This window comes from Actinoplanes sp. DH11 (assembly GCF_020873875.1).
GTDB lineage: Bacteria > Actinomycetota > Actinomycetes > Mycobacteriales > Micromonosporaceae > Actinoplanes.
Genome location: NZ_JAHWGU010000004.1, coordinates 62,495 through 84,358, shown reverse-complemented (window position 1 = coordinate 84,358; position 21,864 = coordinate 62,495). Strand labels below are relative to the sequence as shown.

Below are 21,864 nucleotides of genomic sequence, written 5' to 3'. Positions count from 1 at the left end.
TTCAACCGACTTCGCACCCCCTGCGTACTACAGCCCGGAAATGGCGGAGCCATTAATCAGCTGGAGGACCCGTGGTACCGGAGAAGCGGAAGTTGATGGTTGTCGGCGCGGCGCTCGCGGCGGTGGTAGCACTGCCCGGCTGTGCCCCGGCCGGATACGACGCGGCCGACTACGGCAACGCGGCCGAGCCCGCGTCCAACGAGGTCGCCGCGTCGCCGGGCGCGACCGCCGGGGCAGACCCGGAGGCGACCGGTCAGGCGGATCCCGAGGCGACCGGTGAGGCCGACCCCGAGTCGACCACCGAGGCGGCCCCCGGCGACGAGGCCAACACGCCGGAGATTAGCGAGGAACTCGCCACGACCCAGCTCACCGCCCAGAAGGTCGCGAAGATGGGCGAGACGGTCCAAGACGAGGACGGTTTCGTCCTCTACCGGTTCGACGCCGACTCCGACGACCCGGCGAAGTCCAACTGCAACGGCGAGTGCGCCGAGATCTGGCCGCCGGTGCTGACCAACGACGGCGAGCCGGCCGTGGACGGCGTCGACGAGTCGCTCGTCGGCACGGTGACCCGGGCCGACGGCACCAAGCAGCTGACCCTCAAGGGCTGGCCGCTCTACCGCTACATCGGCGACAAGAAGCCGGGTCAGTGGAAGGGCCAGAACGTCAGCGGCAAGTGGTTCGTCATCACGCCGAAAGGCACCAAGAACCTGACCTGCCTCCCCAAGATCTCGAAGCCGGTCGCCCCGCCGGCTGACAGCGAGGCCGGCGGCGAGGAGTCGTCGGACTCCGGCAGCGACTTCAGCTACTGACCGAGCCGTTCCCTATCGATCGAGGTTGGAGGAGACCGATGAACGCCCGCCGTATTCCCCGATGGCTGGTCGGCACTCTGGCATTGACCATGGCTTTCCTGCTGGCGCCCGCCGGGCCGGCGCACGCCGACGACAAGGTGCCGATCCCCCCCAACACCGGGCTCACCGACAAGGGTGTCGGCACGGTGACGGCGGCCGACCGCGACTTCGTCATCAAGGTCCGGCTGGCCGGTCTCTGGGAGATCCCGGCCGGCAACATGGCCCAGGAGAAGTCCGAGAACCCGGCCGTCGTCAAGATCGGTAAGGCGATCGCGGAACAGCACGTCTCGCTGGACAACCTGGACCGCAAGGTCGCCAAGAAACTCGGCATCAGCCTCCCGAACAAGCCCAACGGCGACCAGGAGGTCTGGCTCAACGAGATGCGCAACGCGCCGACGCCGGCCCAGTTCGACCAGATCTTCATCGACCGGCTGCGCGCCGCGCACGGAAAGATCTTCCCGGCGATCGGCACGATCCGGGCCAGCACCCGCAACGACTCGGTCCGGCTGCTGGCACAGCAGACGAACCAGTTCGTGATGACCCACATGACCCTCCTGGAGAGCAGCGGCATCGTCGACTACGCGGCGCTGCCCACGGCGCCCGCGCCGGCGGCTCCCGGACAGGGCCCGGTCCCGGTCGACAACCAGATGCTCGTCGCCGCCACCGAGGGCGGCAACGTCCCCGGGCTCAGCAACACCGTGATCCTGCTCGTCCTCGCCGCCGCACTGGTGGTCGGCGTCATCACGACCATGCGCATCTTCCGGGCGCGCTAGGTCTCACATCGCCCACGGCGACCAAGAAAGGTGTCACCCATGCGAAGGTCCAAGTACCGGCGCGCAAGTTCCCCGACATGGTTCAGCGGTCGGCGCCGCATCATCGCTGTCGCGGCCACGCTTGTCGCGTTCGGCGGTATCGTGACCGTCACCCAGGTCTCGAGCGCCAGCACCGACCGGACCACCAAGCGGGCTCTCGCCGCCTGTGACGACCTGGCTGCCCCGAACAAGACGGATCTCTCCACGGAGACCCGGCAGGGCACATGGACCACTAACAACGGCCGCGTCACCCAGCACGCCGACGACGGTGCCGGCGATGTCGCCACCACGGCCGAGGTGCGTGCCCGGTGCCGTCAGTGGGTCATGAACAACGTCGCCAACGAGGAGGCGGCCGAGGAGGCCACCACCCAGGCTCGCCGCCGCGGCAACGGCGGCGGGAACAACAACGGCGGCGGGAACAACGGCGGCGGCAACAACGGCGGCGGCAACGGCCAGCCGAGCGAGGCCCCGTCCGAGGAGCCCAGCGCCCCCGCCGAGGGCGAGGAGTCCCAGCCGCCCGCCGAAGGCGGGGAATCCCAGCCGCCCGCCGACGGTGAGGGCGAGGGCAACCAGCCGCCCGCCGAGGGCGGAGAATCCCAGCCGCCCGCCGACGGCGAGGGCAACCAGCCCCCCGGCGACGGCGACGGCGAGGGCAACCAGCCGCCCGCCGAGGAGACCCAGCCGCCGGCGGAGGAGCAGCCCGAGCAGCCCGCTCCGGACCCCACCGCCACCACGCCGCCGCCCGGCGCCGGGCTCGGCATCCTCACCAACACCTGCGACACCAGCAACCTGGAGGCGCACGACGGCTTCCAGCGGGGCGACCGGTGCGTCTCCACCGAGTTCGGTGAGGTCGGCGCCGCCGCGAACAACCCCACCCTGCTGATCACGCGGGCTCCCCGCCAGGTCAACGTGAACCAGCCGTTCACCCTTCAGGTCAGCACGCGCAACCTGATCCGGGACCGGTTCCTCGCGGCCGGCCAGGGCGGTTACTACGTGGAGAGCAGCGTCCTGCAGAACGGCCTGGTCCGCGGCCACTTCCACACCGCGTGCCGGATCCTGAACAGCACCAACGCGGCGCCGGACCCGGCTCCCGTGCCGGCGTTCTTCGTGGCGACCGAGGACAGCCGTGGCGGCGCTGCCCCGGACACCGTCTCCATCCAGGTGCCGGGCCTGCCCGAGGCCGGTACGTTCCAGTGCTCCTCGTGGGCCGGTGACGGTTCGCACCGTACGCCGATGATGGAGCGCGCCAACCAGACGCCCGCCTTCGACTCGGTGCGGGTCCGCGTCCGCGGCTGAGTCGTACGACCACCGTTCGCGGAGTACCGCCGCACGGTGTCGCCGGACCGGATTCGTCCGGGCCCCCCTCCGGCGCACCGGCCGTCCTTCCCCCTGCCGGACGGATCACGCGACGGGCCGCCCGGCCACCACCGGGCGGCGCTCCGCACACAGGTGACCGGACCGTTTCTCGGGTGTCCGGTTCACCTCCCGATGGCCCTGACCCCGGAGCAAGGTCAGGGCCATCGGCCTGCCCTTTTCCGGGTCGGTGGTGGCATAGTTGCCCGGTGACCGTGAGCCGCCGGATGACGCCGCCCGAGCGTTACCACTTCGGTGTCTCGGTGCGGCCGCTGCTGGTGCCGAAACACGACCCCTGCGGCCTGTTGCGCGACGGCGAGTTCTGGCTCGCCGTGCGTACCCCGGACGGGCCGGCGACGCTGCACCTGGCGCGCACCGCCGGTGATCTGGTCGCGACCGGTCACGGCCCGGGCGCGGCGTGGGTGGTCGACCGGGCCGACGCTATCGCCGGGCTGCGCGACGACGTGACCGGCTTCCTGCCGCTGGCGGCGGGCAACCCGCTGGTGGCCCGGCTGGCGAAGACCTTCGCCGGCGTCCGCCTGCCGGCGACCGGGGGAGTGTTCCCGCGACTGCTGCGGGCGATCCTCGAGCAGAAGGTGACCGGCAAGGAGGCGCACCGGTCGTACCGGGCGATCTGCCGTCATTTCGGTGAGCCGGCGCCCGGCCCGGTGGATCTCGTGCTGCCGCCCGACCCGGCCGCGATCGCGACCACGCCCTACTGGACCTTCCACCCGTTCGGGGTGGAACAGCGCCGCACCCAGGCGCTGCTGCGGGCCGCTCAGGTGGCCGACCGGCTGGAGCGGTGCGCCGACGCGGCCGAGGCGACCGCCCGGATGACCGCGCTGCCCGGCATCGGGCCGTGGACGGCGGCCGAGGTGGTGCGGTACGCGTTCGGCGACCCGGACGCGGTGAGCGTCGGTGACTTCCACATCCCGAACACGGTGGCCTGGGCGCTGGCCGGCGAGGTCCGCGGCACCGACGAGCGGATGCTGGAGTTGCTGGAGCCGTTCCGCGGTCACCGGGGCCGGGTCTGCGACCTTTTCGCCCTCGGCGGGATCGGCGCCCCGAAGTTCGGCCCGCGCATGCCGATCAGGTCGTTCGCCCGATTCTGACTGACCGGGTGTGCGACGCGTCACGTTCGGAGGACATAGGCTGGCGTCCATGACATCGCCGTCTCACGCCTATGAATATCTGGACAACGTCGGGCCCCAGGGCAGCGAGGAGGCCCGGCTCGCGGCGGTCCGCCGGTACCGCATGGTCGACCAGCCGATCGAGGACGCGTACGACCGGATCGCGTTCGTGGCCGGTGCCATCTTCGAGACCCCGATCGCGACGGTCTCGCTCGTCGAGCAGGACCGGGTCTGGCTGGCCGCCTGCCAGGGACTGCCGGCCGGGGTGCGCGAGGTGGGCAAGGAGCCCGGCCTCTGCGCGTCCGTGATCGCCCAGGACGACGTCTACGTGATCAACAACGCGGCCGTCGACCCGCGCACCCTCGACCACCCGCTGGTCCGCGGGGAGCTGGGCCTGCGGTTCTACGCCGCCGCCCCGATCCGCACCCACGACGGCTACCGGCTCGGCACCGTCAACGTCATCGACAGCCGCCCCCGGGAGGCCGGGCAGCGCCAGCTCAAGGCCCTCGAGCACCTGGCCTCGATCGTCGCCGACGAGCTGGAACTGCGCCTCATGGTGATCCGTAGTGCCGCCGCCGAACAGCGGATGCGCGACACGGTGAGCTGATCACCGAAGCTGGGTATTAGCTCAGCATGATCTGGAACCTCGCCCGCAGAATGATCCTGACCGCCATCCTTGTCCCGCTCGGCGCCGCCGGTGCCCGCAAGCTCAGCGAAACCATCGAGCGGCGTCGCGGCGCCAGCCGGGGCACCCGGCTGCTGCGTCAGGGCGCCGACATGCTGCAGAACACGTTCGGCCGCAAGAAGCGCAGCCGTTTCGGCTTCCGCTGATTCTGGGTAACGGCGGCGGCATGCGTACCCCCCGCAGAATTGCCGTCGTTGCCCACCAGCGGAAGACTCTCGGTGGCGGACTCGACGAACTCCGGCGCCGGATCACCGGCGAGGGCGTCGACGAGCTGCTCTGGTTCGAGGTGCCGAAAAGCCGCAAGGCCCCCAAGAAGGTCCGCAAGGCGATCGAGGCCGGCGTGGACCTCCTGGTGGTCTGGGGCGGCGACGGCATGGTCCAGCGCTCGCTCGACGTGCTCGCCGCCACCAAGGGCGGCGGCAAGATCCCGGTCGCCATCATGCCCGCCGGCACCGGCAACCTGTTCGCCGGCAACCTCGGCATCCCCACCGATATGGAGAAGGCCGTCGAACTCGCGTTCACCGGCGAGCGCCGCCGCTTCGATCTGGGCCGCCTCGCCGGTGAGCACTTCGCGGTGATGGCCGGTATCGGCTTCGACGGCGCCATGATCAAGGACGCCGACGGCGCGCTGAAGGACCGGCTGGGCAAGCTGGCGTACGTCTGGACCGGCATCCGCCACGTCAACGGCGACGCACCCCGCGCCAAGATCAAGGTGGACGGCACGGACTGGTTCGACGACGAGGCCAGCTGCGTGCTGATCGGCAACGTCGGCACGATCACCGGCGGCATCCGGGCCTTCGACGACGCCGCCCCGGACGACGGCTGGCTCGACGTCGGCGTGGCCACCGCGCAGGGCGCCCTGCAGTGGGCGCGTGCCCTCGGCACGATGGCCGTGGGGCGTTCCGACAACTCGCCCTTCGTCCGGATGACCCGGGCCCGGCGCATCGACGTCAAGCTGGAGTCCAAGCTCGAATACGAGCTGGACGGCGGCGCCCGCGCCAAGACGCGCAAGTTCAGCGCCTCGGTGGTCCCCGGCGCCGTCCAGATCTGCGTCCCGGCCCGGCCCTGACCCGGCATCGGTCTGTCGTAACGAGTGACCGATAGGCGACAGGAAGGTTCGTGTCCTTCTCCGTCGTTCTCGCCGGTTCCTGCCCACCAATCCCCTGGATAGTTCGCGCGACGCGAGCCCAGACTGGCTGTCACCGAACCACTCCAGGGGGCTGACCATGCCGTACCTCATAGCCGCCGGCCTGCTGGCCGGCACGCTCACCGCCACGATCGTCGTCGCGTACCGGGCCGGTCGCGCCCGGGCCGCCTGGCACGACGTCCACGCGGCGAAGCACGCGGTCCGGGACACCCGGCGGATCGCCTGGGCGCACACCGCCCGGCTGGCCGCCGGGATGGCCGTCGTGCTGATCGGTCTGCTCGCCGCGGGTTTCCAGCTGGTCCCCTGAGCAGCCCGCGCCGGGCGCGGCCGTCCGCTTCAAGAGCCGGGTTGCCGGCGGCGTGTCCCGCTCAGAGAACGAACGCGGCGGTGTGTCGCGCTCAGAGGACGAACGCGTCGGTCCACAGCTGGCGCGAACGGCCGGACAGCGCCTCCATCAGGCCGACCGCCTGGCTGTCCGTCAGGCCCGCCACGAAGTCGATCACGGCGCGGCCGCGGGCGCGGCCCAGGCGTTCCGGGGTGCCCAGCGGCAACTCCGCCTCGGCCAGCTCCACCAGGTCGCGGAGCCGGCGGGGAAGGCGTTGTTCCTCGTCGGGGTCGGTGAGCCAGGCGAGCAGGGCCTCGACCAGCGAGGCCAGCAGGCGGGCCTGGCCGCGCTGGTGCAGGGCCAGGTCGGGGCGTTCCAGGACGAAGCGGTTCTGCACGAACTTGAGGATCTGCACCTCGTGCCACTGGGCACGGGACAGCTGCACGTGACCGCTCCTGATCGCCGGTTGGCCGGTCATCTCGATGGAGTCGACCAGGCGGCGGGTCCACGTCGCGGAGAAGGCCGCCACCCGGGCCTCGGCCTCGATCGAGCCGTCGAAGGGCCGGGCCAGCAGGCCGTCGACCAGTTCGGCGCGAACCAGCTCGACGGCACCGGCGAAAGCGTCGTCGTCGGCGATCCAGGCGTCCTTTCGGTGCAGCTGGCGACGCAGTGACTCGATCGCGCCGCCGGCCCGGTTCATGTCGGTCTGGTGACCCCACCGCTGCCACGCCATCAGCTCGGCGGCGACCGCGCCCTGCTGGAGCACGCCGACCCGGTGGACGTCCTCGAGGTCGTGGATGGCGTACGCGATGTCGTCCGCCGTGTCCATCACCGAGGCCTCGACCGTCTGCTGCCAGTCGGCGACCCGCCCGGCGAACGGCGCCCGCGCCGCCCGCACGTCGTTGATCTCGGTGGAGTAGGCGCCGAACTTCAGCGAACCGCCGTCCGGGTCGTCCGGCACGGCCGCCGCCCCACGCGGTGCCGGGTCCATGAACCGCGGGTGCGGGTCCGGGTGGTCCCGCCGCGTCCACGGGTACTTCAGGATCGCGGCCCGGACGGCGTTCGTCAGGTTCAGGCCGATCGTCGCCTGGCCGCGGACCTCGGTGCTGGTGACGATCCGGTACGACTGGGCGTTGCCCTCGAACCCGTCCGGCAGCCGCAGCCGGTGCCGGGCCAGCCGGTCCAGGACCCGTTCGCCGAGGTGCCCGAACGGCGGGTGCCCGAGGTCGTGGGCGAGCGCCGCCGCCTCCACCACGTCCGGGTCGCAACCGCCCAGTTTGTCGGCCAGGTCCCGGTTGTCGTGCAGGATCCGTTCCGCGATGGCCCGGCCGACCTGCGCCACCTTGAGGCTGTGGGTGAGCCGGTTGTGCACGAGCAGACCCGCGCCGCCCGGGCTGATCACCTGGGTGACGCCGGCGAGACGGGCCAGGAACGGTGAGCTGACGATCCGGTCACGGTCCACCCGGAACGGGCTCGACGCGAGATCACCCGGGGCGACGAGATTGTCGCCGAACAGCCTCTGGGCACGTGGATCGTCCATGCCCGGAGGCTACCGGTGGCTGGTCACCGGGACTGCAGGGCATCCAGGGCGACGGCCATCGCGACGACCAGGCGACGGTCCAGGTGAGGATCCGCGACGGTGACCTCGAACCGGTCGCGCAGCCCCCACTTGCGGACCACCGAGAAGGCCGGGCGCCCGCCGATGGTGAAATCGAAGTGGTACGGCAGCCAGGACAGGTAGTCCACGAAGCGGCGCAGGATCGCGACGAGCAGGCTGCGTTCCTGGCCGGTCATCTCGCCGTACCCCGGCTGCTCCAGCACCCACGTGGAGCGCAGCAACGAGGCCGCGAAACTCTTCTTGAACAGCCCGATCGGCTGGCCGGCCGCGTCGACGACGTCGTAGGTGGCACCCAGGTCGATCACCTGACGCGCCGCGAAGCCGAGCAGCGGGGTCTGCTTGGTGTCGTCGGTGTAGAGCGTCACCTGCTCCTTGAACGCCATGCGCTTCTGCTGGGCGAACGCCAGGACGCCGGCCTCCTGCCCGTCCGGGGAGACGGCGTGCACCTCGTACTGGTTGACCATGAAGCGGATCCGCTGGCGGATGATGAGCCGGTGCTGGGCCTGAAGGGTGTCGAGCGTCACGACCGGAGTGTTTCATGGTCCGCACGCTGGTCGGGCACGGCACCCGGCGGTCAGACTGGAGCGATGGCGAAGCGACCGCGTACCCGTACCGTGATGGCTCTGGCCCTGGGCGCCGCGGCGGTGTGGGCCGCCCGCGACATCCCCCGGCAGCTCGGCGCGAAAGCCCGCGGTGACCGGCTGGCCCGGGTGGAGGCGTCCCCGCAGTTCGCCGGCGGCAAGTTCCGCAACACCGTGCCCGCGACCATGGTCGCCGCCGCCTCCATGCCGCGGGTCGCCGCGGCCACCCTGACCGGCCGCGACGCCCGCCACCCGCACCAGCCCGTGCCGCTCGTCGCGCCGGTGCCGGGTGCGGACGCGTCCGGGCTGCACGTGACGTGGTACGGCCACTCGTCCGCCCTCGTCGAGATCGAGGGCCGGCGTGTCCTGCTCGACCCGGTCTGGAGCGACCGCTGCTCGCCGTCCCGCCTCACCGGCCCGCGCCGGCTGCACGACGTGCCGGTCCCGCTGCGCGAGCTGCCCCCGCTGGACGCCGTGGTGATCTCGCACGACCACTACGACCACCTCGACATGCCGACCATCCAGAACCTGGTCGACCTCCAGGCCGCGCCGTTCCTGGTGCCGCTCGGCGTCGGCGCCCACCTGGAGAAGTGGGGCGTGCCCGCCACCCGCATCATCGAGCTCGACTGGAACGAGACGGCCAAGGTCAACGGCGTCGAGTTCGTCGCCACGCCGGCCCGGCACTTCTCCGGTCGCGGCTTCTCCCGCGACGAGACGCTGTGGGCCAGCTGGGTGATCAACGGTCCGACCCGCAAGGTGTTCTACTCCGGTGACACCGGATACTTCCCCGGCTTCGCCGAGATCGGCGAACAGTACGGGCCGTTCGACGCCACGCTGGTGCAGGTCGGCGCGTACGGTGACGCCTGGCCCGACATCCACATGCTCCCCGAGGACGGCGTCGCCATGCACGTCGACGTCCGCGGCGGCCTGATGATCCCGGTCCACTGGGCGACGTTCAACCTGGCCCTGCACGACTGGTCCGAGCCCGCCGACCGCACGTGGCGCGAGGCCAAGGCCCGCGACGTCCGGCTCGCCGTCCCCCGCCCCGGGGAGCGCGTCGACGTCGACAACCCGCCCGCGGTGGACGGCTGGTGGCAACAGATCGCCTGATCGAGAGCGGCTGTCGCAGCCCTGTGCCGGTCAGAGGAGCAGGCCTCCGGTGGCGGCGATGTTCTGGCCGGTCACCCAGCTCGCGTCCGGTGAGACCAGGAACGCGACCACCGCGGCGATGTCCTCGGGGCGGCCGAGCCGGCCCAGCGCGGTCAGCGCGGCCGTCTGCGCGAGCGCTGCGGGCGGGTTGGTGGCGTGCAGCAGATCGGTGTCGGTCGCGCCGGGGGAGACCGTGTTCACGGTGATGCCCCGGGGCCCGAGCTCGCGGGCGGCAACCGCGGTGAACTGCTCCAGGGCCGCCTTGCTCGCGGCGTAAAGGGCCAGCCCCGGCGCCGGGACCCTGGTGTTCAGCGTGGAGACGTTCACGATCCGCCCGTGCTCGCGCAGCAGTGGGGCGGCGGCCTGCATGGCGAAGAGCGGAAACTTCGCGTTGACCGTCATGACCCGGTCGAAGTCGGCCGGCGTCAGGTCGGCGATCGGCTGCGGGACGTTGACGGCCGCGTTGTTGACCAGGATGTCGAGGCCGTCCCGGACCGGCGCGAAGACATCCGCGAGAGTGCCCAGATCGGCCTGATCGCAGCGGACCGGTTCGGCGCCCGTCGCGGCGGCCAGCTCCGCGGCGGCACCGGCGGCGGCGTGGAACGTGAAGACCACCCGGGCGCCGTCCCGTGCCAGCCGCCGGACCACGGCCCGGCCGATACCGCGGGAACCACCGGTCACCAGGGCCGTGCGTCCGGCGAGTGCGAGCGTCATGAGCCCGAGGCTAGGGTTCCGGCGCGCTCCGGTCTTGAACCGATGCGCGGCTTCGGACCGTGTCCGAGGCGCGGCCATGGTCTTGATCCGGGGCGCGGCCATGCTTTTGATCCGGGGCGCGGCCATGGTTTTGATCCGGGGCGCGGCCATGCTTTTGATCCGGGGCGCGGCCCAAGGCGGACCGCAGGGTTGCCCGGAGCACGGCCGGGGTGAGGCCGGACATCGCTCGTACTTCGCGGGTCAGGTGCGGCTGGTCCGCGTACCCCGTGTCGGCAGCAACCCGATGCAGCTCCGTGCCCGCCGCCAGGCTGTTCGTGGCGCGCTGGAAACGCGCGATCCGGGCCACCGCGACCGGGGTGAGCCCGATCTCGCGCCGGAACTCGCTCTCCAGCCTCCGCCGCCCCACCCCGAGGGCCGCCGCGACCGCACCCACCCGGACCCGCCCATTTCCCGCGGCCCCCACCCGGATTCGCCCATTTCCGGCAGCCGCACCCACCCGGACCCGCCCGTCTCCTGCCGCCGCACCCACCCGGACCCGCTCGTCTCCTGCCGCCGCTCCCGGCCGGGCCTGCTCGGGTTTGGCGCTTTCCGGGGCGCGGGTTTTCGGGCCGAGGCCTTGAAGCCGCCACCAGGCCGCCGCCACCAACCCACCGGACAAATTCGGAATGTCCGATGAGCCGATGCGGTCCAGCAACCACGAGTCAAGAGCGGCGAACCGCCCCGACACCGCCAGCCGCTCCGCCAGTTCCGCCCCCGCCGCGGCGCCCAGCAGATCCTCCAGTGCCACCGTCCGCTCGGTGATCTCCCGCAGCGGCACGCCCAGCACCGCAGGCACCCCCGCCGGCGTCAGCGCGACGGTCACACCGTGCCCCCATCGATCGGCCTCGCAGATCACCGGCCGCACCCGCGGGCCGGTGACCACCCGCCCGCCTCCGCCGAGGTCCACCACCAGGACCGGGATGTTCAGGGCGAGCATCCGGTGCGCGATCGGCGCCGGCCGCCGGAAACCGCCGTAGGCCAGGACGAGCCCGCGCAACCGGGGGTCCGGCCGACCGGTGACGACGTGGCAGGGTGCTGCGACCGGTTCCGGTGGCAGCGAGTGGATCATCGGAGGCGGAGGGCGGCCGGGGCGTGTGCGGGGACGGCCGGTGAGCGGGGCGGCACGGGGGTGAGCCGCCGGTAGTCGTCGCCGGGTTCGGGTCGCGGGTCGGCGTCGCCTTTGTTGGGCCAGAGCGACATGGCTCGTTCGGCGAGGGCGGTGATGGTCAGTGACGGGTTGACGCCCAGGTTGGCCGGCACCGCCGATCCGTCCACCACGTGCAGGCCGGGGTAGCCGAAGACCCGGTGGTACGCGTCCACGACGCCCTCCTCCGGGGTGGCCCCGATGGTGGCGCCGCCGAGGATGTGTGCGGTCAGCGGGATGTTGAAGACGTCGCCGACACCACCGCCGGGGTAGCCGCCGATCGTGGTGGCGAGTCGCCGCACCGCCTCGTGGCCGACCGGGATCCAGGTCGGGTTGGGGCTGCCGTGGCCGAGGGACGTGGTGAGCCGGCCCGACCGGGTGCGCCGGACGGTCAGCGAGTTGTCGGCCGTCTGCATGACGAGCGCGATGATCGTCCGTTCGCTCCACCGGCGGACGGAAAGGGAGTGGCCGAGCAGGATCGGGTGGCGCAGCGCCTGCCCGAGGAACCGCAGCGGCCGGGGCACCCGTCCGCCGCCGTCCACGAGCAGGGTGGAGAGCAGGCCCATGGCGTTGCTGCCGGGGCCGTACCGGACGGGCTCGATGTGGGTGTCGGCGTCCGGATGGAACGACGAGGTGATCGCGATGCCGGTGGAGAACGGCGGCGCGGGCACGTCCTTGACCGCCGCACCGAGCAGGGCCTCGGAGTTGGTGCGGGTGAGCCGCCCGAGCCGGGCCGACACCCGCGGCAGCACACCGGTGTCGCGCATGGCGTGCAGCAGCCGCTGGGTGCCGAGCGCCCCGGCGGCGAGGATCACCTGGTCGGCGGTGAAGTCACCGGTCCGGGTCCGCACCTGCCAGCCGCCGTCGTGCGGCCGCAGGGCGGTGACCTCGGTGTCCGGGTGGACCACGGCGCCGGCCCGTTCGGCGAGGTAGAGGTAGTTGACGTCGAGCCGGTTCTTCGCGCCGACCTTGCAGCCGATCATGCAGTTCCCGCATTCGACGCAGCCGGTGCGGTCCGGGCCGGCCCCGCCGAAGTACGGGTCGGGCACGGTTTTGCCCGGTTCGCCGAACCAGACACCCACCGGGGTACGGCGGAACGTGTGCCCGACGCCCATCTCGTCGGCGACCTGCTTCATCGCCACGTCGGAGGGCGTCATGGTGGGTTGCTCGGTGACGCCGAGCATCCGGGAGGCCTGGTCGTAGAAGACCGCGAGCTCGGCCGCCCAGTCGGTGATCCCGGCCCAGTGCGGGTCGGCGAAGAACGGCGCGGGCGGCCGGTAGAGCGTGTTGGCGTAGACCAGGGAGCCGCCGCCGACCCCGGCCGCGGAGAGCACCATGATGTCCTTGAGCAGCGTGATCCGCTGCATGCCGCGCAGGCCGAGGCGCGGCGCCCAGAGGAAGTTGCGCAGGTCCCAGGAGGTCTTGGGCAGAGTTTCCGGAGTGAACCGGCGGCCGGCCTCGAGCACGCCGACCCGGTACCCCTTCTCCGCCAGCCGCAGGGCGCTGACGCTGCCGCCGAAGCCGCTGCCGACGACGACGATGTCGTAATGCGTCATCGCATCACCTAAGCATTACCGGTGAGTAACCGTAAAGACCTGACGGCGATAGATGGCTATCGAACGAGCGGTCCTTGATGGGAACGGCTGTCGCTGCGGCGGTGCGGGCTACGATGCCATCCATGTTTTTCTTCATGGCGGCCGTGCGGGTTCGCGATCGCAGGGCGTACGAGTGGATTGCCGCTCCGCACCGGTGAGGCCGTCACGCGCCCTGGAGGGGCCTGGTCCGATCCTGGCCGTGGTGGTCGTCGCGGCCGCCGTGGCCGGTGCGGTCGCCTGGGCGGAGGTGCCTGCCCGGCTGCACCTGCACGGGGAGTTCATCGACCTCTTCGTCTACCAGTACGGCGGCCAGCTGGTGATCGACGGCCTGCCGCTCTACGGCTCCCGTGACCCGGTGACCAATCTGCGGTTCACCTATCCGCCGTTCGCGGCGGTGGTGATGGCGCCGCTGGCGCTGCTGCCCGGCTGGCTCGCCACGGCGCTGTGGACCGGGGCGTCGGTCGGAGCGCTGGCCGGCGTCATCGTGGTGGCGGGCCGCGCCCTCCGCCGTCCCGTTCCGGGATGGCTCGTCGCCCTGCTGACCGTCGGCGCGCTCGTGCTCGAACCGGTGTGGCAGAACCTCACCTTCGGCCAGATCAACCTGTTGCTGATGCTGGCTGTGCTCATCGACCTGGTTCGCCCGGAACGGCGCTGGTCCGGGGTGCTCATCGGCATCGCGGCCGGTGTGAAGCTGACCCCGCTGGTGTTCGTCGTGCTGCTGGTGCTGGTCGGCCGCCGGACGGCAGCGGGACGGGCGCTCCTGGCCTTCGCCGGCACTGTGGTGATCGGCTTCGCGGTGATCCCCGGCTCGGCGAAGGCCTACTGGACCGACAACCTGATCAACGCGGGCCGGGTCGGCCCGCCGGAGATGGCCCACAACCAATCGGTCTTCGGTGTGCTCACCCGTCTGCTGGACGGTGTGCCACCGACGCTGCTGTGGCTCGCGGTCGCCGGGCCGATCGCCCTGGCGGTCGTGGTCCTCGGCGCGGTGTGGTGGCGCCGGGGCGACCGGGTGCTCGGGGCCGGCTTCGGGGCGTTGGCGATGCTGCTCGCCTCGCCGGTCTCGTGGTCCCACCACTGGGTGTGGGCCGTGCCCATCGGGCTGGCGCTGTGGACGTACAACCGGTGGGCGAGCGTCCTGTGGACCGTGGTCTTCCTGGTTCGCCCGTTCGTGTGGCCACCGTGGCGTCATCGCCGCGAGTACGGCTGGGGTCCGATCGAACACATCGTCGGCAACGCCTATGTGCTCGCCGCGCTCGCCCTCTTCGTCTGGGCGGTGGTGATGCTCATTCGCCGGGCCGGCCCGCTCGCCGAGCGTCCGGTCCCCGAGGCGCTGCCCGCGAACCGGTCCAGCCTCCCGTAGGGACGAGTCAGAGACCGACCGTGCGGGTGGCGACGAGCCCGCGGTCCGGGTCCCCGGTCACCGAAGGGATCTCCAGTGGCCATCCGCCGGTGAAGCACGCGTCGGTGGAGAGGCTGAGCCCGGTCCGCCGGCCGTCACCGGGGATGGCGAGCTGTGCGGCGTGCACCGGGTCCTCGGCGTCGCCGGGATACACCTCGAAGTGCACGTGCGGCCAGTGCCCCGGGTCGGCGCCCGGGAAGGCGGTCGGGAAGGCGACCCAGCCGGACGGGTCGGCGGTCTGCCGGCCACGGGACTCCCGGTCGCAGTGCCACAGGCTGACCGCGTACCCGGGCATCGGTCGCCCCGAGTTCGCGCTCACCAGGCGCAGTCGCACCGTGAGCGGCACGTTCTCCCGTCGCATGGCGTCTCCCCTTCGTCCGGTCCGGCATCCTCAGATTCGGCGCGCGAGGCGGCTGTCGGATCACCGGCAGGGTGCAGAACAGGAGTACCCGGCGCGGATCGCCGGTGGGGAGAGCCCCGCGCGGATCGCCGGCGGGGCAGAAACAGCAGCACCCCCGGGCGCGGACGCCGGGGGTGCTGCTGGAGGTGACGAACGGTCAGACGGTGCTGGGCACACCGGCCGCGGGCATGCCCGGCGCGGGGACGCCGGCCGGCGTGGACGGCGTGGCCTGCTCCGACTGCCAGGCCGCGAACTCGCGCTCGGCGGCGGCCAGTTTCGCCGGGTGCTGCTGGCAGGCACGCAGCAGCCGGAGGATCAGGAACAGCTCGAAGGTCAGCAGGCCCACGCCGGCGACGACGGTGACCGGGATGACCAGGCCGAGCAGCGGGCCCACGATGAAGACGAACATCTCGTACTCGATGCCGCTGAACAGGTGGGTGCGGATCCGGTTGCGGCGCAGGGTGCTGCCGACCCGGCGGCGCAGCGACGAGGTGCCCCCGGCGGCGGCCTGCTCGACCGGCTCCGCGGCCAGGGCGGCCGGTGCCGGGTCGGTCACCGGCGGCTGCAGGGCCTCGATCTCCTCGCGCATGACGCGACGGACCTTCGCCATCTGCTGGCCGTTGAGGTAACGGAACAGGTCGAGGAAGACCGCGACCGCCATCACCCAGAGGTAGGCGATGTTGTCGGTCTGCACGTACTGACCGCCGAAGAGCGCTATCGCGCAGAAGAAGACGCGCACCCGGTCGAGCACGAAGTCGAGCCACTGGCCGAAGATCGTGCCTGTCCCGTTCAGGCGGGCGATCTTGCCGTCCATGCAGTCGACCACGAAGCTCAGGTGGAAGAGCACGGCGCCGGCAGCCAGCGCCCAGCGGTCGCCGATGGCGAAGAAGACCATCGCGCCCACGCCGATCACGGTCGCGAGCAGGGTCAGAACGTTGGGTGTGATCCACCGGTAAGGCGCGACCAGACGCACCAGCCGGGACGCCAGCGGGTCGACCAGAAGCACGGTCCACCACGCGTCGACCGGCTTGTAGGTCCGCTCCCGGATCTCCTGCAAGGTCACCTTCACGCGCGGCACTCTAGACCTTAATCCTATGCGAACGCCAAATGCCCCGCCGGTGAAACATGGGCCACTACCTGCAGTGACGCTGACTGCGTCGCCCGGTAATCGGTCACCGTGTCCACTCCGGCCGGTTCGTCGATGTCGTCGACCTTACTCGCGGCCGGCCCGGCGTGCCGGGGCGTCCGCGCCCACCCGCCTGCCGGGGATGGACCGATGTCATGTGGTGGTGCGACCGGGGGCTACCCGGAACCGTAGACTTTACGCCCAGGAATCCCGCGAGGCCCCGGGAACCTCTTGATCAACAGGACTCCTGGGCGAATTCGGACACACCAGATGACAACCGGCCCGAACGGGCGCTAGGCGGCGGCGGGTTTGCGGCGCAGGTCGGCGCCGACGTCGTGAAGGTGGCGCAGCGCCTGGGCGTACGAGTCGGTGAGGCTGGTGATCTCGTACGCCACGCCGATCTCCGCGCAGTAACGCTGCACCACCGGCTGGGCCCGGCGCAGGTTCGGCGTCGGCATGGCCGGGAAGAGGTGGTGCTCGATCTGGTAGTTGAGGCCGCCCAGCGCCGCGTCCACCAACCGGCCGCCGCGGACGTTGCGTGAGGTCAGCACCTGCTTGCGGAAGAAGTCCTCGGTGCCGTCCGGGTGCGGCATGCCCTTGTGGTTGGGGGCGAAGGTCAGGCCGAGGTAGACGCCGAACAGCGCCTGGTGCACGACGAAGAAGGCCAGCGCCTGAAGCGGGGAAAGCACGAGCAGGAGCGCCGCCACGTAGGCGGCGAAGTGCACGGCCAGCAGGGTGCCCTCCAGGGCCGGCCGCTTCACGGTGCCGTTGAACAGGGCACGCACGCTGTCCCGCTTCAGCGACAGGCCGAGCAGGGTGAGCAGCGGGAAGAACAGGTACGCCTGATATTTCGCGACGAAGCCCGCGGCGGATTCCCGGTTCCACACCAGCACACCGGGGCCCACGTCCGGGTCCAGGTCGTCGTGGTTCGGGTTGGCGTGGTGCTTCGTGTGCTTGTCCATCCAGTAGCCGTACGACATGCCGATCGCCAGGTTCCCGGCGATCAGGCCGGCCCGGGCGCTCGGCCGGTTCGTGCGGAACACCTGCCGGTGCGCCAGGTCGTGCGCCACCAGCGCGGTCTGCGCGAACGCCACCGCCAGCACGACGGCCACCGCGAGCGTCCACCAGGACGAGCCGATCAGGAAGAAGGCGGCCCAGCCGCCGATCAGGGCCAGGGAGACGCAGGTGAGGCGTACGGCGTAGTAGCCCGGCCGGCGCCGCAGCAGCCCCGCCGCGTTGATCCGTCGGGCCAGTTCCGCGAAGTCGCTGCCGGTGGCTCGTGTCTCGGCTGTCGTCGTCATGCCCACCAGAGTCCCGGCCTCGCGCGCGTAGGACAGGAGTGCCAGACCCCCGCCGGTGGTAGGGCTGGCACTACCGACACGTTCGCACCCGGCGGCCAGGATGGGGTCATGGACTCGCGTGACTGGATCAGGGACGGCATCCGGGCCGTGGCCGGCGGCGTACTCGGCGTCGCTCTCGCCATCACCAACATCCCGCTCTTCGTCCTGTTCGTGGTGTCTTTGGTGCTCACCCCCGTGCTCGGGATCGGCCTGGTGCTGCTGCCGCTGGTGACCGCGCTGGTCCGGTTCCGGGCCCGGCTGGCCCGCCGGCTCGCCGCGACGTTCGGGATGCCGATCGCGCGACCGTACCGACCGGCTCCCGAGTCGCGGGGGCCGCTCGTCCGCTATCGCTGGATCATCACCGACCCGGCCACCTGGCGCGACTTCGCCTGGCTGCTGCCGGGTGCGGTGGCCGGGCTGGTGCTGGGGGTGCTGTCGCTGGCGGTGCCGCTCTACGGCATCGAGGGCATCCTGCTGCTGCCGCTCTGGATCTGGCTCGGCACCGGCGATTACGGGTACGGCGCGGTCTGGCCGATCGAGACGGTCGGCGAAGGGTTCCTGTCGTTGCCGCAGGGCACGGTGATCCTGGCGATCGGGCTGGCGATGGCGCCGTACCTGCGGCGCGCCGACGCGTACCTCGCCAAGCTCTTCCTGGCACCGACCCGCAACGCCGAGCTGCGCCTGCGGGTCAGTCAGCTCACCGTCACCCGCGCCGACACCGTCGACGCGCAGGCCGCCGAGCTGCGCCGCATCGAACGGGACCTGCACGACGGCGCACAGGCCCGGCTGGTCGCCCTCGGCATGACGATCGGCTTGGCCGAGGAGATGGTCGATACCAACCCGGCGAAAGCCCGCAAACTGCTCGCCGAGGCGCGCGAGACCAGCTCGGACGCACTCGTCGAACTGCGTCACCTGGTCCGCGGCATCCACCCGCCGGTCCTCGCCGAACGCGGGCTCGAAGGCGCGGTCCGCGCCCTGGCGATGGCCCTGCCGATCCCCACCGCCGTCGGCGCGTCGGTGCCCGGGCGCCTCGACACGCCGGTGGAGTCGGCCGCCTATTTCGCGGTGGCCGAGGTGCTGGCGAACGTGACCCGGCACAGCTTCGCCCACCACGTCGAGGTGCAGCTCTGGCACAGCGACGGCTTGCTCACGATGCGGGTCGCCGACGACGGGCTGGGCGGGGCCGACCCGGCCGGCGGCACCGGCCTGCGCGGCATCGAACGTCGTCTTGCCGCCTTCGATGGCACGATGAGCCTGTCCAGCCCGCCGGGCGGACCGACCGTCGTGACCATGGAGCTGCCGTGCGCGTTGTCATCGCCGAGGATCTCGCCCTCCTCCGGGACGGCTTGACAAGGCTGCTGGAGGCGTACGACTTCAAGGTGGTGGCGGCGGTCGACAACGGACCGTCGCTGCTGCCGGCACTCCTCGAGCACCGCCCCGACGTGGCGGTCATCGACGTCCGGCTCCCGCCCACCTTCACCGACGAGGGTCTGCAGGCCGCGATCGCCGCCCGGGACGCGGTGCCCGGCATGCCGGTCCTGGTCCTCTCCCAGCACGTCGAGCCGCTCTACGCCCGCGAACTGCTCAGCGACCGCAAAGGTGGCGTCGGCTACCTGCTCAAGGACCGTGTCTCACACGTCGCCCAGTTCGTCGACGCCGTCCGCCGGGTCGCCGCCGGTGGCACCGCGATGGACCCGGAGGTGGTCTCCCAGCTGCTGGCCCGCAACGAGCCCCCACTCGCCGCCCTGACCGGCCGCGAACGCGAGGTCCTGGGTCAGATGGCCGAGGGCCGTTCCAACGGCGCCATCGCGGCCAAGCTGTTCATCGGCGAGAAGGCCGTCAGCAAACACATCAGCAGCATCTTCACCAAGCTGGATCTGCCCGTCTCCGACGACGATCACCGTCGCGTGCTGGCAGTCCTGGCCTACCTGAACTCCTGAGCGCCCGCCCGGCGTCTCCTGAGCGGTCCGTCCCGCGTCGGCTGAGCGGTCCGCGACGCGGATCACTCCGCGCCTGCTGAGCGGTCAGTCTCGCGTCTGCTGAGCGGTCCGCCACGCGGGTCAGCCCTGCGCCTGCTGAGCGGTCCGTCCCGTGCCTGCTGAGCGGTCCGTCCCGTGCCTGCTGAGCGCGCCGCCCGGTGTCTGGTGGCGGGCGGCCCGGTGTTTTCTGCCGTTTTGTGCCGGTGGCGGGCGCCGGGGACGGCGTGCGGGACATCGATGCGGCGGCGGGCGAGGCAGGTGAGTGGGTGGGGTTTGGCCTTCGGCTCCCTTCCCCTCAGTGAAAGCAGCCGCGTTGCGTCCGTGCGGCGTTGTTGATCTGCTAGCGCTACGAAATCGCTGTGATCAAGGGGTTGAAACCGCGATTTCGTAGCGCTAGCAGATCAACATCTCAACGGGGACATGGCCTCCGGCGCCATCGGCGCCAACGGGGACACGGGGCCGGCGGGGACGCAGTGGCCGGCGGGACAAGGGGGGCCGGAGGGGGACATGAGGGCGGGAGGGAACTACGGGATTGACGGGGCGGCATCGGCTGGGGCGGTGATCGGGGTGGGTCGGTCGGAAGCTCAGTGGCGCAGGCGGGCGATCCGGCCGGACTGGCCGGAGGCCCAGCAGGCGCCGGTGGACGTGCAGGCCACCGCGTCGAAGCTGCCGGTGTCGAAGTTGCGCCAGGTCCGGCCGCCGTCGTAGGAGATGTCGCTGCCGGTGGGGCCGACGGCGATGGCGGTGCGGGAGTGGCCCTTCCAGGTCACCCCGGAGCGGTACGCGCCCGGTACGCGCCGCGAGACGTCCCAGTGCCGGCCGCCGTCGCGGGTCACGGCGGCGCCGTCGGGGGCGGCCGCCGGGGTCACGTAGTCGCCGCCCACGGCCAGGCCGTGCCGGCTGTCGCGGAAGGCGAGGCCGTAGATGCCGGCGCTCGGGCCGCTGGGCACCGGGGAGTCGGTCACGGACCAGGTGCGGCCGCCGTCGCGGGAGTGGAAGACGCGGGCGGTGGCGCCGCCGCCGGTGGCGAACCAGTAGTCGCGTCCGGCGGACACGAGGCAGGTGCCGCTCGCGGCGAAGGCGAACTCGCCGGGCAGCGCGTCCGGCATGCCGGTGCTGGGCACGACGTCCCAGGTGCGGCCGCCGTCGCGGGTGGCGAGGATCCGGAACTTGCCGTCCACCGGGTCCGAGAGCGCAAGCCCGTGCCGGCGCCCGGCGGAAGACGACCCAGCGGAAGACGACCCAGCGGAGGACGGCCCGGTGGAGGACGGCCCGGTGGAGGGCGACTCGGTGGAGGCCGACTCGGTAAAGGGCGACCCGGCGGACCGTCGGTGGTCGCTGAACGCGAGGCAGTCGTAGAAGGCGACCGGGTCCTCGTTGCGGAACGTCTCGGTCCAGGTCCGGCCGGCGTCGGTGGTGGTGTAGATGCGGGAGTCGGTGCCGGTGCCGACGGTCAGGGCCACCGCGGAGCGCGCGTCGTGGGCCTCGATGTCGCGGAATTCGAGGCCGGCGGCGGCGGGCGGGCCGAGCGAGGTCCAGGTGCGGCCGGCGTCTACGGTGCGCAGGACGGTGCCGGCGGAGCCGGCGGCCCATGCGACCGAGGCGTCGACCGGGGCGAGGCCGCGGAACCGTGCGGTGGAGCCGGTGTCGGTGAGCTGCCAGGAGACGCCGTGGCCCGGGGTCCAGCCGGTGCCGGCGGCCATCACGAGAACGAGTGCTGAGATAGACAGGTTTCGTTGCGTCGTCATGGTCCGTCAACCTACCGCCCGGCGGGGGTGTGTGGCATCGCACTGATCCGTGGGATGACGCCCGCCTGAAACAAGCGGTTACCAGAATGTGGGACATGACTTCGACGACGCAACTCGCCGTGACCGTGGCGATCACCCGCCGCGCCGACCCGGAGCGGGCCGCCGAGATGGCCGCCTGGGTGCGCGCCGGCGCGTCGCTGGCCGAGACGTTCCCCGGCTTCCTCGGCACCGGCTGGGTGCGGTCCGGCCAGAGCTCGTCGGAGTGGCACATGCTCTACCGGTTCGCCGACGCCGGGTCGTTGCGGGACTGGGAGGAGTCGGCGCAGCGCAAATGGTGGCTGTCGTCGGCGGAGGGCTTCGTCGAGCACACCCGGGTGGAGCGGCGGACCGGCATCGAGGGGTGGTTCGACCCGCCGCGGGAGCGTGAGGTCGACCAGCCGGCGCCGGCGCCTGCCGCCCCGCCGCGGTGGAAGCAGGCGGTCACCATCTGGCTGGGCTTCTTCCCGGTCAGCCTGCTGTCCGCGGTCCTGCTGATGCCGCACCTCGGCGCCCTGAACACGGTGCTCAAGACGCTGGTCAGCACCCTGGTGCTGACGCCGATCATGACTTACCTGGTGCTGCCGCAGGTGACCCGGCTCCTGCAGCCCTGGCTCAAGCGGTAAGGCCAGCCCTGGCTCAAGCGGTAAGGCCAGCCCTGGCTCAAGCGATAAGGCCCGCCCTGGCTCAAGC

22 protein-coding genes are annotated in these 21,864 nt (G+C 71.8%); 13 read left to right on the top strand and 9 right to left on the bottom strand.

Features of this window, described 5'->3' with window-relative positions:
- The first annotated feature begins 95 nt into the window (after positions 1-95).
- From LPA41_RS07500 to LPA41_RS07465, 8 genes are all read left to right on the top strand, one after another.
- Positions 96-809, top strand: coding sequence for a hypothetical protein (locus LPA41_RS07500; protein WP_229069455.1), 714 nt, complete (start codon positions 96-98; stop codon positions 807-809).
- A 38-nt stretch (positions 810-847) separates the two neighbouring features.
- The gene (locus LPA41_RS07495; protein ID WP_229069209.1) at positions 848-1,621 is read left to right on the top strand and encodes a DUF4142 domain-containing protein; all 774 of its coding nucleotides are present in this window, start codon (positions 848-850) and stop codon (positions 1,619-1,621) included.
- Positions 1,622-1,660: 39 nt separating this feature from the next.
- Positions 1,661-2,956 carry a Pecanex-like protein 1 gene (locus tag LPA41_RS07490; RefSeq protein ID WP_229069208.1) on the top strand — a complete coding sequence of 432 codons (1,296 nt, stop codon included), beginning with the start codon at positions 1,661-1,663 and terminating at the stop codon, positions 2,954-2,956.
- 284 nt (positions 2,957-3,240) lie between these two features.
- A complete protein-coding gene (locus tag LPA41_RS07485; protein ID WP_229069454.1) occupies positions 3,241-4,125 on the top strand; it encodes a DNA-3-methyladenine glycosylase in 885 nt (294 codons plus the stop codon).
- A 49-nt stretch (positions 4,126-4,174) separates the two neighbouring features.
- A complete protein-coding gene (locus LPA41_RS07480) occupies positions 4,175-4,750 on the top strand; it encodes a GAF domain-containing protein (RefSeq protein ID WP_229069207.1) in 576 nt (191 codons plus the stop codon).
- Between the two features lie 26 nt (positions 4,751-4,776).
- On the top strand, positions 4,777-4,974 hold the full coding sequence (locus LPA41_RS07475) for a hypothetical protein (RefSeq protein WP_229069206.1): 198 nt from the start codon (positions 4,777-4,779) through the stop codon (positions 4,972-4,974).
- Positions 4,975-4,994: 20 nt separating this feature from the next.
- Positions 4,995-5,897 (top strand): diacylglycerol kinase family protein, encoded by a 903-nt coding sequence (locus tag LPA41_RS07470; protein ID WP_229069205.1) that lies wholly within the window; start codon positions 4,995-4,997, stop codon positions 5,895-5,897.
- 157 nt (positions 5,898-6,054) lie between these two features.
- Complete coding sequence (locus tag LPA41_RS07465) at positions 6,055-6,282, top strand: hypothetical protein (protein ID WP_229069204.1); 228 nt, start codon at positions 6,055-6,057, stop codon at positions 6,280-6,282.
- A gap of 91 nt (positions 6,283-6,373) precedes the next feature.
- Here the strand turns inward: LPA41_RS07465 and LPA41_RS07460 are convergent, their stop codons facing one another.
- Complete coding sequence (locus tag LPA41_RS07460; protein ID WP_229069203.1) at positions 6,374-7,840, bottom strand: deoxyguanosinetriphosphate triphosphohydrolase family protein; 1,467 nt, start codon at positions 7,838-7,840, stop codon at positions 6,374-6,376.
- Between the two features lie 23 nt (positions 7,841-7,863).
- Positions 7,864-8,382 (bottom strand): hypothetical protein, encoded by a 519-nt coding sequence (locus tag LPA41_RS07455; protein WP_255689396.1) that lies wholly within the window; start codon positions 8,380-8,382, stop codon positions 7,864-7,866.
- Positions 8,383-8,505: 123 nt separating this feature from the next.
- Between LPA41_RS07455 and LPA41_RS07450 the strand changes: the two genes are divergently transcribed.
- Positions 8,506-9,609, top strand: coding sequence for an MBL fold metallo-hydrolase (locus LPA41_RS07450; RefSeq protein WP_229069201.1), 1,104 nt, complete (start codon positions 8,506-8,508; stop codon positions 9,607-9,609).
- Between the two features lie 30 nt (positions 9,610-9,639).
- Here the strand turns inward: LPA41_RS07450 and LPA41_RS07445 are convergent, their stop codons facing one another.
- The 3 genes from LPA41_RS07445 to LPA41_RS07435 form a co-directional block, all read right to left on the bottom strand.
- Positions 9,640-10,362, bottom strand: a complete 723-nt coding sequence (locus tag LPA41_RS07445; RefSeq protein ID WP_229069200.1) for an SDR family oxidoreductase — start codon at positions 10,360-10,362, stop codon at positions 9,640-9,642.
- A 10-nt stretch (positions 10,363-10,372) separates the two neighbouring features.
- A complete protein-coding gene (locus tag LPA41_RS41765; RefSeq protein WP_308036520.1) occupies positions 10,373-11,311 on the bottom strand; it encodes a helix-turn-helix domain-containing protein in 939 nt (312 codons plus the stop codon).
- A 155-nt stretch (positions 11,312-11,466) separates the two neighbouring features.
- Positions 11,467-13,101 carry an FAD-dependent oxidoreductase gene (locus LPA41_RS07435; RefSeq protein ID WP_229069199.1) on the bottom strand — a complete coding sequence of 545 codons (1,635 nt, stop codon included), beginning with the start codon at positions 13,099-13,101 and terminating at the stop codon, positions 11,467-11,469.
- A 193-nt stretch (positions 13,102-13,294) separates the two neighbouring features.
- Here LPA41_RS07435 and LPA41_RS07430 point away from each other — a divergent pair, with 193 nt between their 5' ends.
- Complete coding sequence (locus LPA41_RS07430; RefSeq protein ID WP_229069198.1) at positions 13,295-14,503, top strand: glycosyltransferase 87 family protein; 1,209 nt, start codon at positions 13,295-13,297, stop codon at positions 14,501-14,503.
- 7 nt (positions 14,504-14,510) lie between these two features.
- Here LPA41_RS07430 and LPA41_RS07425 read toward each other — a convergent pair whose 3' ends face one another.
- The 3 genes from LPA41_RS07425 to LPA41_RS07415 form a co-directional block, all read right to left on the bottom strand.
- Positions 14,511-14,903, bottom strand: coding sequence for a hypothetical protein (locus LPA41_RS07425; protein ID WP_229069197.1), 393 nt, complete (start codon positions 14,901-14,903; stop codon positions 14,511-14,513).
- A gap of 196 nt (positions 14,904-15,099) precedes the next feature.
- Entirely contained in the window at positions 15,100-16,011 is a 912-nt protein-coding gene (locus LPA41_RS07420) for a CDP-alcohol phosphatidyltransferase family protein (protein ID WP_229069196.1), read from the bottom strand.
- A 350-nt stretch (positions 16,012-16,361) separates the two neighbouring features.
- Complete coding sequence (locus LPA41_RS07415) at positions 16,362-17,369, bottom strand: acyl-CoA desaturase (protein ID WP_229069195.1); 1,008 nt, start codon at positions 17,367-17,369, stop codon at positions 16,362-16,364.
- Between the two features lie 108 nt (positions 17,370-17,477).
- Between LPA41_RS07415 and LPA41_RS07410 the strand changes: the two genes are divergently transcribed.
- Positions 17,478-18,758: a sensor histidine kinase gene (locus LPA41_RS07410; protein WP_229069194.1), complete on the top strand. Its 1,281-nt coding sequence runs from the start codon at positions 17,478-17,480 to the stop codon at positions 18,756-18,758.
- A complete protein-coding gene (locus LPA41_RS07405) occupies positions 18,710-19,348 on the top strand; it encodes a response regulator transcription factor (protein ID WP_229069193.1) in 639 nt (212 codons plus the stop codon). Before LPA41_RS07410 ends, LPA41_RS07405 begins: the two co-directional genes overlap by 49 nt.
- A 623-nt stretch (positions 19,349-19,971) precedes the next feature.
- Here the strand turns inward: LPA41_RS07405 and LPA41_RS07400 are convergent.
- Positions 19,972-21,135: an oxidoreductase gene (locus LPA41_RS07400; protein ID WP_229069192.1), complete on the bottom strand. Its 1,164-nt coding sequence runs from the start codon at positions 21,133-21,135 to the stop codon at positions 19,972-19,974.
- 95 nt (positions 21,136-21,230) lie between these two features.
- On the opposite strand from LPA41_RS07400, the gene LPA41_RS07395 reads away from it, so the two are divergent.
- Positions 21,231-21,797: an antibiotic biosynthesis monooxygenase gene (locus LPA41_RS07395; RefSeq protein ID WP_229069191.1), complete on the top strand. Its 567-nt coding sequence runs from the start codon at positions 21,231-21,233 to the stop codon at positions 21,795-21,797.
- Positions 21,798-21,864 lie beyond the last annotated feature (67 nt).

Coding starts and splice junctions, on each gene's coding strand:
- LPA41_RS07470 (WP_229069205.1), top strand. CDS start 4,995: ATGCGTACCCCCCGCAGAATTGCCGTCGTTGCCCACCAGCGGAAGACT.
- LPA41_RS07455 (WP_255689396.1), bottom strand. CDS start 8,382: ATGGTCAACCAGTACGAGGTGCACGCCGTCTCCCCGGACGGGCAGGAG.
- LPA41_RS07400 (WP_229069192.1), bottom strand. CDS start 21,135: ATGACGACGCAACGAAACCTGTCTATCTCAGCACTCGTTCTCGTGATG.
- LPA41_RS07485 (WP_229069454.1), top strand. CDS start 3,241: ATGACGCCGCCCGAGCGTTACCACTTCGGTGTCTCGGTGCGGCCGCTG.
- LPA41_RS07465 (WP_229069204.1), top strand. CDS start 6,055: ATGCCGTACCTCATAGCCGCCGGCCTGCTGGCCGGCACGCTCACCGCC.
- LPA41_RS07480 (WP_229069207.1), top strand. CDS start 4,175: ATGACATCGCCGTCTCACGCCTATGAATATCTGGACAACGTCGGGCCC.
- LPA41_RS07500 (WP_229069455.1), top strand. CDS start 96: ATGGTTGTCGGCGCGGCGCTCGCGGCGGTGGTAGCACTGCCCGGCTGT.
- LPA41_RS07435 (WP_229069199.1), bottom strand. CDS start 13,101: ATGACGCATTACGACATCGTCGTCGTCGGCAGCGGCTTCGGCGGCAGC.
- LPA41_RS07445 (WP_229069200.1), bottom strand. CDS start 10,362: ATGACGCTCGCACTCGCCGGACGCACGGCCCTGGTGACCGGTGGTTCC.
- LPA41_RS07410 (WP_229069194.1), top strand. CDS start 17,478: ATGGACTCGCGTGACTGGATCAGGGACGGCATCCGGGCCGTGGCCGGC.
- LPA41_RS07460 (WP_229069203.1), bottom strand. CDS start 7,840: ATGGACGATCCACGTGCCCAGAGGCTGTTCGGCGACAATCTCGTCGCC.
- LPA41_RS07450 (WP_229069201.1), top strand. CDS start 8,506: ATGGCGAAGCGACCGCGTACCCGTACCGTGATGGCTCTGGCCCTGGGC.
- LPA41_RS07490 (WP_229069208.1), top strand. CDS start 1,661: ATGCGAAGGTCCAAGTACCGGCGCGCAAGTTCCCCGACATGGTTCAGC.
- LPA41_RS07425 (WP_229069197.1), bottom strand. CDS start 14,903: ATGCGACGGGAGAACGTGCCGCTCACGGTGCGACTGCGCCTGGTGAGC.
- LPA41_RS07415 (WP_229069195.1), bottom strand. CDS start 17,369: ATGACGACGACAGCCGAGACACGAGCCACCGGCAGCGACTTCGCGGAA.
- LPA41_RS07395 (WP_229069191.1), top strand. CDS start 21,231: ATGACTTCGACGACGCAACTCGCCGTGACCGTGGCGATCACCCGCCGC.
- LPA41_RS07495 (WP_229069209.1), top strand. CDS start 848: ATGAACGCCCGCCGTATTCCCCGATGGCTGGTCGGCACTCTGGCATTG.
- LPA41_RS07475 (WP_229069206.1), top strand. CDS start 4,777: ATGATCTGGAACCTCGCCCGCAGAATGATCCTGACCGCCATCCTTGTC.